Genomic DNA, 8,668 nt, shown 5'->3' with positions numbered 1-8,668 from the left:
TGACCCACGATCCGTCCAGGCGATTGCGCACGGGCTCGCTGATGAACAATTCCGACGTATCGTGATCACGGAAGAAGCGATACTGCTCGCGATCGGCAAGAGAGATGTCGGGGATCGGCCAGACCTGGGAATGGTTCCTCAAACGGCCATCCACGCCAATGATCAGCAGCCTGTCGATCTGCGGCAGAGACGGCAGCCTCTCATCCAGGAAATCGTGCATTTCGCGCGTGCCGATCCTGGCCTCGATCTCCTCTCGGTCAAGCTTGTGAAAGCCGGTGTGCTCGATCAAATCCTTCAGGATCAGGTCGATCGCATTGAACGAGCGAGAGCTCTCCTCGGACAGCACGAAGGACAGCTGAGCGAGATTGGCCTTGGTCTCGTCCTCCACCCGGTCGTGCAGGTTCTGGATGGTCAGGCCCGCGGCAATCACCATGACCACCGTGAGCAGCGCCGCCATGATCATGGTGGCATAGGTCGACATCATCCGGCGCGAAAGACTGCCATCGCCTGCGGGGCGCCGGCCGCCCGCGTCCTCGGTGTCCGACCTGGTGTCCGACTTGTTGTCCGACTTGGCCGGGTGATGCAGCCCCTCGCTCATGGACGCTCCTGCATCGCCGCCACGGCGGCGATCGTCGCCTCGATCGTCTCGGCAAGCACCGGCATGCGAGCCTCGACCTCGGCGAGCGTGGCGAGGTCGAGCTCGATCTCGCAGGCGATGGTCGAAAGCCGCGCTGCCCCGAGGCTCGAGGAGAAGCCTTTCAGGACGTGGGCGGACTTGCGAGTCTCGGCGAGATCGGCTGCCGCCAGGCATTCACGAATTCTCTGCAGGGCGTCCTCGGCCGCGGCGGGAAGTTGCGACAACATCCGCACGAGTTCCTCCTCGCCGAGGGCATCGCGCAGGAGCTCGATCTGATCCGGATCGAGCAGCGGATCGCTTTCAGCAACGGTATCCATGCTTGATATCCATTCTGGGAAAGGGTCGGCGCGAGCGGCGCAGTCCGGGCGCCTTCGCCTCCGCTGCCGGCAAAGCTTGAGCGCAACCCGCGGCGATGCGGCGGTCGATGCAGATCACGGTCGTGTCGTCGGGCAGCGTCGCCTGCCCGGTGATTCCGGCCGCCGCACAGAGACGATCGATCACCTCGTTCGGCGCGAGTCCGGAATGGCAGGCGTTCAGGACCTTCAGCAGGCCTTCGTCACCGATCCGCTCGCCGAAGGAGTCGGGATATTCGGGAAGTCCGTCGCTGAACAACAGCAGCAGCGAGCCCTCCGGGAATTTGCGCTTGTAGGTCTGGTATTTGGCACCGGGCTCGATGCCGAGCGGCAGTCCGGTGCCCTCGCAGAAGCGCGGCCGCCCCGATTGGCTCTGCACCAGGATCGCCGGCGGCGCGCCCGCCGAGGCAAACCTCAGCTCGCCCCGACGATGATCGACCACGACATACAGGAACGTCGCAAACTGCCCGGGTGGCAGCAGCCGTACCAGCCGCTCGTTCAGCACCGAGAGCAGCGCGGCGGGGGCATCGTGCAGGTTCTTGTACTCGTGGATCAGCGCATGGAGCCGGAAGGTGTTGAGTGCGGCGTTGACGCCATGGCCGGTGAAGTCGGCAAGAAACAGCCCGAACGCGCCCTCGTCGATCGGCAGCATGCCCCAGAGATCGCCGCCGAGCTCGGATGACGGCCGATTGTAGGACGCGATCCTCATGCTCGCCTTCTCGGCGGACTCGGAGAGCGACGCGAAGGACGGCAGCAGTTCGAATTGCATGCGCCGCGCGGCCTCCAGCTCGCGCGAGATCCGCTCGCGATAATTGCGCAGTTCCCGCAGCGAATTCCAGCGCTCCAGGTGCACGACCACGCGTGCGATCAGCTCCGACGGGTTGACCGGCTTGGACAGAAAGTCGGACGCGCCGCCGGCGAACAGCTCGCCCATCTTCTTGCGATCGAAAGTCGCCGTCTGGACGAGGATCGGAATGTCCGCCAGGTCCGGATCGGAGCGCACGCGCCGGCACACGTCGAGGCCGCTCATGTCGGGCATCTGCATGTCCAGTAGCAGGAGGTCCGGCTTGAAGCTGCGGGACTGCTCCAGTGCCGAGACGCCGCCCTCGGCGAACTCCAGATTGGCGAAGTTGCGGCGACGCAGGACGGATTCCACGAGCTGGCGGCAGAGCGGATCGTCATCCGCGATCAGGATCCGCGCATCGCAGATTCCGTCGCGCTCGCGCCGGTCGTCGCGGGCCGCCTCGGCACCATGGACCTGGTTGCTCATAGACGAAACTCCAACTCGACCGTGGTGCCGCCGTCGCGGATGGCGACGTTGTCGGAAAACGCCTGCAGGATCGCGAGCCCGCGACCCATCGTGTCTTCTCCCGCCCTGGGCTGGATGGATGCTGCTTCGTAACCGCTGCCGCTGTCATGCACGAGCACCCGCAGCTGCGACTCGTCCCAGAGCGCGTCCATCTGGATCGGGGCGCGCGCCACATCCGGCGAACTCAGCTTGGACTCGATCGCATCATGGGCTGCGATCAGGCCGTCGAGGCTGCCGCGCGAATCCGGGTCGATCCGCAAATTGCCGTGCAGCACGGCGTTCATCAGCGCTTCCTGAACGGCGCTGTAGACACGCACGCGGAGATCCTCGGTCAACGCCGTGCGGTGCTCCATGGCATGGATGAACACCTTGACGATGCAATGCCTGTAGGCCGACCGCGTGGTGACCACCAGGCGGAGATGGCGGGGCTCGACCGCACGATCGATGTCGTCCTCGCAGGTGCCGGCGAGACCGATCTCGATGCATTGGGTCGCAGGCGGCTCCAGAGCCGCTTCGAGCGTCGCCTCCGAGGTGCCGTCCCAGCAGGTGACGCGCGGCCCGGATCCAGGAGCCTGCAGGGAATCGTCCATGGTTCAATCCTCGATCGTGAACAGCGTGCTGAACTTGGTCACGCCGAACATGCGCTTCACCTGTCCGCTCGGACGGCGCAGGATGAGCTCGCGATCGTTCTTCTTGGCCTCATCCCGCGCCAGCAGGAGCATGCCGAGCCCTGCGGAATCGATGAAGTCGAGCTTGGAAAGATCGAGGATCACCGACCTTCCCGTCGTTGCGAACAGTTCAGCGACCATCTGCTTGAACGGTCCGTGGTCGGTGAACGTGAACTCGCCGCTCATCGAGATCTGGCCGGCTCCGCGATCAACCTGTAGCTGCATGGCTTCCTCCTAGAACAACTCAACGGTTCCACTGTTTGCCGACTCGCCGTCAGCCGGCATCGCCTCGGCGGGCTGCTCGCCGTCGAGAATCTGGGCGACGAATCGCGCCCGCAGATCGCCGAGCGTGAAGCGGTCGAGCAGCTTCTTGACCCATTCGGTGTCGAGTTCCTGTCCCTCGGCCGCCGGGGGAAGCGACTCCATGGTCGTTTCCTTCAGCTCGTCGAGCGCCTCGTCGACGACGTGAAGCGTATCCACGACATGCTCGAGGCGCTGGCGCGTCCTGTCCTGGAACTGGATCCCGGTCACCATCGCCGACACATCGGCCGAGATCACCTCGGCTTCCTTCATGGCATCACCGACGACCGAGGCGAGACTCGCGCTGCGCCGGATGAGCGCAGACATCAGCACCTCGAGCCGATCCTTGGCGAGCAGGTTCTGCGACATGTCGATCGTGGCCACCCGCTTGAGCGTCTCGTGACCATTGGCAATGCCGTCGGTCACCGCCTTGAGCTCGGTCTCCATGTCGGTCGACAGCCGCGCCGTCGCACCCGACAGTTCACGCACCTCGCCCGCGACGACCCTGAATGCCGCGCCCGCCCGTCCCGCCCGTTCCGCCTCGATGCGCGCGTTCAGCGCCAGCATGTTGGTGGTCCGGTTGATCTTGCTGAGCTCCTCCATGCAGCTGTCGACCTTGTCGACATTGCTGTTGAGCTCGCTCAAGGCATAGACCATCTGCATCGCGTCCTTGGACAACAGAAGGATCTTCTCGACGACGTCGCTCAACGTCTCCTCGAGCAGGCCGGCGATCCGGTCGATCGGCACCACCTCGCCGTCCACCTCGATTCCGATCGCCAGCTTGCTCAGATCGTCGACTCGCGCCGTCTGCTGCTCGGCGCAGATCGCCAGCCGCCGAAACCGTCCGCTCAGATTGTCCGCCTCCGTCTCCACGACCGCGGAAGCCTGCTGAATCTCGGATACGAGCGTCCTGATCACGCGCTGCTGCATGGCCGCGAAGGAGATCCAGCGCCGCATCAGTTCGTCGTGCCGCGCCGGCTCCGCGGGCGCGACCGGCGCCAGCGGCGGCGCCTCGGACTCCGCAAGCTTCGGCGCGGCCGCGCTGTGGTGCCTCCACTTGAACATGACTACACTCTCACTCCGCGCGCGGCCAGCGACTCGCACCGTTTCAGGACGTTCGAAGCGATCTGGGCGAGCGGCAGCTCCACCTCGGTCGCACCGCATTCGTGGGCGGCCTTGGGCATGCCGTAGACGACGCAGCTGGCCTCGTCCTGGCCGATGGTGGGCGCGCCCGCCGTGCGCATCTGCAGCAGGCCGAGGGCGCCGTCGCGTCCCATGCCGGTCAGGATGACTCCGATCGCATTGGGCCCCGCGGCATGCGCCACGGAGCGAAACAGCACGTCGACGGACGGACGATGGCCGGAGACCGCAGGTTCCTCATGGACCCGGCAGACATAGTTCGCGCCGTTGCGCGCGAGCTCGAGATGATAGCCGCCGGGGGCGATGTAGACGTGCCCGGGCAGGACGCGCTCGCCGCCCTCGGCCTGCTTCACCGTGACAGCGCAAAGCTGATTGAGGCGGGCGGCGAAGGAGGCGGTGAACATCGCGGGCATGTGCTGCGCGATCACGATCGCCGGCGCGTTGGACGGAAAGGATGTCAGCACCTCCTGCAGAGCTTCGACTCCGCCGGTCGAGGCGCCGATGGCGATGATCTTCTCCGAGGAGTAATAGGACCCGCCGGGCCTTGGCGCCGTCTCGGACGGCCGCTGCCCCGGGGGACGAATCCTCGCGACCGACGCTGCCTTCACTTTGCTGACGATCTCGTCACGCAGCAGCGGAAGGCCCTCGACCAGGCCGACCACCGGCTTGGCGACGAAATCGACGGCTCCCATTTCCAGGGCCCGCACGGCCGTGTCGGCCCCCTTCTGGGTCAGCGACGAGATCATCAGCACGGGCATCGGCCGCAGCTTCATCACCTTGTCGAGGAAGGCCAGGCCGTCCATGCGCGGCATCTCGATGTCGAGCGTGAGCACGTCGGGGTTCAGCGACTTGATCATGTCCCGCGCGATGATCGGGTTGGGCGCGGCTCCCACCACCTCGATATCGGGGTCGGTCGACATGATCTCGGTCAGAACCTGCCGGACGAACGCGGAGTCGTCGATGATCAGAACGCGAATGGCACTCATGGGAACCTCAAAAGAGTTCGACCGATCCGGCAACCGGCTCGACCTGGATTTTCTTCTTGTAGGACGTCTCCTCCCGGACGACGGCATCCTGCTCGGCGCGCGCCAGTTCGAGCAGCATCACCCTGCCGCTGCTCGGCCAATAATGGACCCTGCGCGGCAGCGACCCGCGCAGATGCTTGGCCGCGATGCCAAGATTTTCGGCCTGGAGGTACTCTTCGACGAAATCCGCATTGCGGTGCCCGATATTGGTGGCGCTCTTCAGGACGTTGCCGCCGCCGAAAACCTTGATCTCCAGCCGCTGCCGCGAGCCGCCGCGCACGAGAATGTCGTTGATCAGCCGCTCCATCGCGACGTTGCCGTAGCGCATGCTGTCCGAGGCCGCGCTGCCCCATCCTGCCCCGGCGGATTCCGGCAGCATGAAGTGGTTCATGCCGCCGACACCGGTCAGCGGATCGCGGATGCATGCCGCCACGCAGGAGCCGAGCACGGTCACCAGCATTTCCTCCTCGCTCGCGCTCACATAGTGATCGCCGGGGAAGACTTTCACGGCGGTGGCGTCGAACTGCGGGTCGTAGTAGCGACGCGTCCCACCGGCAGCGTCGGAGTCCATCGACCGTGAGGACCGCCTTGGAGTCATGGCGCTGTTCATTTGATCCTGCGATAGGTCGTACGTCCGACCAGATCGAAGCGGTCGGAGATGTTGAGCAGATTTTCCGAATGGCCGATGATCAACCAGCCGTCCGGCTTGAGGAGATCGGCGTAACGGTCGAACAGCCGCCGCTGCGTGGCCTGGTCGAAATAGATGACGACGTTCCGGCAGAAGATGACGTCGAACGGTCCCGACATCGGCCAGGGCCCGAGCAGGTTGAGGTGACCGAACGAGATGAGTTCACGAACTTCGTCCTTCATGACGGCCTGCTTGCCGCGAAGCGTGACGAAGCGTTTGCGATAGGTCTCCGGAATTCCTTCCGCGCGCTCGAAGTCGTACACGCCCTGGGCGGCATGCGCGAGCACGTTCGTATCGAGATCGGTCGCCAGGATCTTGACGTCCCAGCCGGACAACATCTGCTGGCAAGACAGCAGCGTCATCGCGATGCTGTAGGGCTCCTCCCCCGTCGAGCAACCCGCCGACCAGATGCGCAATCGTCGACGATCGTGATCGGCCGCCACGATGCCCGGCAGGATGATCTTCGTCAGGTTCTCGAAGTGATGCGCCTCGCGGAAGAAGCTCGTATGGTTGGTCGTCACCGCGTTGATGAAGTTGTGCAGTTCATCATCGCCGGCATCGGTCTCCAGCAGACTGCAATATTCCGAGAAACTCGCCATTCCGAGCGCGCGCAGGCGCCGGCCGAGCCGGCCGTGAATGAACGCGCGCTTGCGCTCGCTCAGGACGATGCCGGCCGTATCCATCACGAGCTTCGAGAGTTTGTGGAACTCCCTGTCCTGCAGCGCGAATTCTTCCTGCACGTCGACTCTCCCCTGGAAACGGGCGTCACCCGAAGCGGGTGACGCCCGCTCAACTGTCAGAATTCCTTCCAATCAACGTCGCCCGCAGCGCGGCGACGAGCAGGCTCCGCTTCCGCCATCCGGCTCGGCTGCGGCGCGGACTTCGGCGCCGCAGGCTTTGCCGGCGCGGCGCGGACGTTGCTGAGCTTCTCCTTGCCTGCCCCGAGCGAACGGTCGACCACCGGATTGCCGGTGCGGGCGGGCGCGGCGCGGCCGCTTTCGAACGCGCTCAGCACCTGGAACTTGCCGACCATCTCGGTCATCGCGCCGGTCTGGTCTTCCATCGACTTGGCCGCGGCAGCAGCCTCCTCGACCAGCGCAGCATTCTGCTGCGTGACCTTGTCCATCTGGGTCACGGCGTTGTTGACCTGCTCGATGCCGCCGCGCTGCTCCTGCGACGCCGCCGAGATTTCGGCCATGATGTCGGTCACGCGCTTCACCGACTGGACGATCTCTTCCATGGTCTTGCCGGCAGTATCCACCAGGCGCGAGCCCGACTCCACCTTCGAGACCGAGTCGGAGATCAAACCCTTGATCTCCTTCGCAGCGTTGGCGCTGCGCTGGGCGAGGTTTCGCACCTCGGCGGCGACCACGGCAAAGCCGCGACCCTGATCGCCGGCGCGCGCGGCCTCGACCGCGGCGTTCAGCGCCAGGATGTTGGTCTGGAAGGCGATCTCGTCGATGACGCCGATGATGTCGGCGATCTTGCGGCTGGCCTGGGTGATGCCGTCCATCGTCTGCACCACTTCGGCGACGACCGAGCCGCCCCTGATCGCGACGTCGGAGGCCGACGAAGCGAGCTTGTTGGCCTGCTGGGCGTTCTCGGCGTTCTGGCGCACGGTGGAGGTGAGCTCCTCCATGCTCGCCGCGGTCTCTTCGAGGCTCGCCGCCTGCTCTTCAGTCCGCTGCGACAGGTCGGTGTTGCCGGAGGCGATCTCGCGGGCCGCGGAGCTGATCGTTTCCGCGCTCTCCGCAACGTCGGCGATGATGACGGACATCGTGTCGAGCAGGCCGTTGACGCCCTCGCAGAGCTGGGCGATCTCGCCCGACTTGCCTTCGAGCGGGATGCGCTCGCGCAGGTCGTTCTGCTTGGCAGCGTTCACGACCTCCTGGGTCTGCGCCACGGCCGCCTGCATCATCTCCGAGGCCTTCACCTGGGCGGTGATGTCGGTGGCGTATTTGACGACCTTGAACGGCTTGCCGTCAGGCCCCATGATCGGGTTGTAGCTGGCCTGGATCCAGACTTCCTTGCCGCCCTTGCCGATGCGCTTGTACTGGCCGGCGTCGTACTCGCCGCGGCCGAGCTTGTCCCAGAACATGCGGTAGTCGGACGAGCTGCGGTAGGCGACGTCGACGAACATCGAGTGATGCTGGCCCTTGATCTCGTTCAGCGAGTAGCCGAGCGTCGCCAGGAAGTTCTCGTTGGCGGTCAGGATCTTGCCTTCCATCGTGAACTCGATGACCGCCTGCGCCTTGTTGATCGCCGCGATCTGGCCGCCGTAGTCGGCGTTGCGGATGACGTCCTCGGTGATGTCGGTGGCGTATTTGACGACCTTGAACGGCTTGCCGTCCGGTCCCATGATCGGGTTGTAGCTGGCCTGGATCCAGACCTCCTTGCCGCCCTTGCCGATGCGCTTGTACTGCCCGGCGTCGTATTCGCCGCGACCGAGCTTGTCCCAGAACATCCGATAGTCGTGGCTCTGGCGGTACGCCGGATCGACGAACATCGAGTGATGCTGACCCTTGATCTCGCCCAGCGAGTAGCCCAG

At 65.1% G+C, this 8,668-nt stretch carries 10 protein-coding genes; all 10 read right to left on the bottom strand.

Annotated features, from left to right (window positions below; genetic code table 11):
• The coding region (locus BRAS3809_RS30515; RefSeq protein WP_502685686.1) for a PDC sensor domain-containing protein at positions 1 to 457 on the bottom strand (457 nt) is incomplete at its 3' end.
• 137 nt (positions 458 to 594) lie between these two features.
• On the bottom strand, positions 595 to 954 hold the full coding sequence (locus tag BRAS3809_RS30510) for an Hpt domain-containing protein (protein ID WP_008965873.1): 360 nt from the start codon (positions 952 to 954) through the stop codon (positions 595 to 597).
• Positions 938 to 2,260: a PP2C family protein-serine/threonine phosphatase gene (locus BRAS3809_RS30505; protein ID WP_008965872.1), complete on the bottom strand. Its 1,323-nt coding sequence runs from the start codon at positions 2,258 to 2,260 to the stop codon at positions 938 to 940. Before BRAS3809_RS30505 ends, BRAS3809_RS30510 begins: the two co-directional genes overlap by 17 nt.
• Positions 2,257 to 2,889, bottom strand: coding sequence for an ATP-binding protein (locus BRAS3809_RS30500; protein WP_008965871.1), 633 nt, complete (start codon positions 2,887 to 2,889; stop codon positions 2,257 to 2,259). Before BRAS3809_RS30500 ends, BRAS3809_RS30505 begins: the two co-directional genes overlap by 4 nt.
• A gap of 3 nt (positions 2,890 to 2,892) precedes the next feature.
• Positions 2,893 to 3,192: an STAS domain-containing protein gene (locus tag BRAS3809_RS30495; RefSeq protein WP_008965870.1), complete on the bottom strand. Its 300-nt coding sequence runs from the start codon at positions 3,190 to 3,192 to the stop codon at positions 2,893 to 2,895.
• Between the two features lie 9 nt (positions 3,193 to 3,201).
• Positions 3,202 to 4,332: a methyl-accepting chemotaxis protein gene (locus tag BRAS3809_RS30490; protein WP_240535809.1), complete on the bottom strand. Its 1,131-nt coding sequence runs from the start codon at positions 4,330 to 4,332 to the stop codon at positions 3,202 to 3,204.
• A 2-nt stretch (positions 4,333 to 4,334) separates the two neighbouring features.
• Positions 4,335 to 5,393, bottom strand: a complete 1,059-nt coding sequence (locus tag BRAS3809_RS30485; protein ID WP_008965868.1) for a protein-glutamate methylesterase/protein-glutamine glutaminase — start codon at positions 5,391 to 5,393, stop codon at positions 4,335 to 4,337.
• A gap of 7 nt (positions 5,394 to 5,400) precedes the next feature.
• Complete coding sequence (gene cheD / locus BRAS3809_RS30480; protein WP_008965867.1) at positions 5,401 to 6,003, bottom strand: chemoreceptor glutamine deamidase CheD; 603 nt, start codon at positions 6,001 to 6,003, stop codon at positions 5,401 to 5,403.
• A gap of 35 nt (positions 6,004 to 6,038) precedes the next feature.
• The gene (locus BRAS3809_RS30475; protein ID WP_008965866.1) at positions 6,039 to 6,860 is read right to left on the bottom strand and encodes a CheR family methyltransferase; all 822 of its coding nucleotides are present in this window, start codon (positions 6,858 to 6,860) and stop codon (positions 6,039 to 6,041) included.
• 56 nt (positions 6,861 to 6,916) lie between these two features.
• Positions 6,917 to 8,668 (bottom strand): methyl-accepting chemotaxis protein (locus tag BRAS3809_RS30470; RefSeq protein ID WP_035659497.1); only part of this gene is annotated, 1,752 nt, incomplete at its 5' end.

Source organism: Bradyrhizobium sp. STM 3809, from assembly GCF_000239795.1.
Taxonomy (GTDB): Bacteria; Pseudomonadota; Alphaproteobacteria; order Rhizobiales; family Xanthobacteraceae; genus Bradyrhizobium.
This window is presented reverse-complemented; position numbering and strand designations above follow the sequence as displayed.